This is a genomic window from Variovorax sp. P1_H12_2 (assembly GCF_056405335.1).
Genome location: NZ_JBFUCI010000686.1, coordinates 1 through 1,788 on the forward strand (window position 1 = coordinate 1; position 1,788 = coordinate 1,788).

General features: G+C 63.0%; 2 protein-coding genes and 1 pseudogene. All 3 read right to left on the reverse strand.

Features of this window, described 5'->3' with window-relative positions; genetic code table 11:
• A pseudogene (locus AC1D2K_RS34185) lies at positions 1-181 on the reverse strand (transketolase); the annotation flags it as partial.
• A 21-nt stretch (positions 182-202) separates the two neighbouring features.
• The gene (locus AC1D2K_RS34190; protein WP_478094811.1) at positions 203-1,270 is read right to left on the reverse strand and encodes an NAD-dependent epimerase/dehydratase family protein; all 1,068 of its coding nucleotides are present in this window, start codon (positions 1,268-1,270) and stop codon (positions 203-205) included.
• The coding region (locus tag AC1D2K_RS34195) for a DegT/DnrJ/EryC1/StrS family aminotransferase (protein WP_478094813.1) at positions 1,224-1,788 on the reverse strand (565 nt) is incomplete at its 5' end. The genes AC1D2K_RS34190 and AC1D2K_RS34195, both read right to left, overlap by 47 nt.

Consider the following 1,788-nt stretch of genomic DNA (forward strand, 5'->3'; position numbering starts at 1 on the left):
GCACCAGGTAGTCACGCGCGGGGTCGGCGGCATTGCTCTCGTCATAGCGCATGTGGCGGTGGTAAAGGCAGGACAACAGTTCGATGATCGAGAAGGCGCAGCCCAGGTGGACGGCATTTCCCGCGTAGGCCATCTCGACCACGGTCTTGCGCAAGGTCGAAGGTTCAAATTGGGGTTTCATATTGGAAGTGGCGGCAGCGCGCTACGCGCTGGCTCGCCAGGAAAGGGTTCGGCGAATGCCCTCTTCGAGGGTCACCGCGTTGGTCAAACCGAGTTCGCCGGCCGCACGCCGCACGTCGGGCACGTAGTGCGCACCGGCGAGACCCGAGGCGGAACGGGCGAGCAATTGCGGCGCTATGCCAGTATCTCCGAGCCGAGTTACCTCGTCGGCGAGTTGAGCGATCGTCACCAGCGCATCGGAACCGATGTTGTAAGCGCGGCCCGGTGCTCCGAGCACCAAGACGCTCAAAAGCCAGCGCACCATGTCGCCAGCATATTGATAGGCCCGGACCGCATCACCTGTGCCTGCGACGACGACACCCTTGCCGCATGCGGCTTGCTCGATGAACTGGGCTGCCGCCGCACCGCTCGATGGGAGCAGGTACGGGCCGATGAAGGCGAAACAGCGGCCGATCACGACATCGAAAGGCCACGCCTGCGCGACGACGGTCTCGGCCAATCGCTTGGCGCGGGTGTACTCGTTGGCACCATCTCCGCCGCTCCACGGCGAATCTTCCGACAGCAAGCCATCCCTCGATTGAGCGCCATACACCGCTCCGGAACTGATGTGCAGCAACCGCCGCGCGCCGGTCGCGGCCGCAAACTCGCAAATTCGACGCGCGCCGGCCTCGGCCAATTGCCGCAACTCGCTGCCTCCCGCTTGCGGGGGCGCCACAGGCAAGGCGGCATGCACGACCGAAGAGAATACCCCGCGAGGGAACTCAAAGTCGACAACATCGCCCTTGACGAGATGCACAACCGGCGCCTTCGCCAAGTGGGCGGAGGCACGCGCAAAGCTGTCGGGCTCCCGCGTCAGCACCGTCAACTTCAGCCCCAGATCCATCTCGCGATCGGCGTGGAGCAAGCACTCCAGCAACCACTTGCCCACGAAGCCAGTCCCGCCGGTGATGAACAGAGATTGTTCGCGAAGACCCTCCCACACCGCGGTGGCGGTCAGTCGCAGGATCTCGTCGAGATCCTCTCTTGAAACCGGCTTGACCGGATCAGTCAAACCGCAGGCCAAGATAGGTTTCGATGCTTTCGACGACATGGTCGAGCATGGGCTCGGTCAGACCTGGATAGACGCCGATCCAGAACGTGTCGTTCATGATGCGGTCTGTGTGTTTGAGTTCCCCCACCACCCGGTACTTGCGCCCGACCATGTAGGGCTGGCGCAGCAGATTTCCTGCGAACAGGAGTCGCGTGCCGACCTTTTGCTGGTCGAGGTAGGTCAACAGGTCTACGCGCCGCGTGTTGGCGGCTTCACGCAGGGTGATGGGAAAGCCGAACCAGGATGGTTCGGCGCCGGGCGTGGCCTCGGGCAATTCGAGAAACTCTTCTGCACCGCGCAGCCGGTCCTTGAGGTAGTCGAAGTTCTTCTTGCGCGCTGCCACGAATCCGTCGAGCCTGTCGAGTTGGGCCAGCGCACAGGCAGCCTGCATGTCGGTGATCTTCAGGTTGTAGCCGAGATGCGAGTACGTGTATTTGTGGTCGTATCCCTCCGGCAGGTCGCCGAGCTTCCAGCAGAAGCGCTTGCCGCAGGTGTTGTCCTTGCCAGGCGGGCAATAG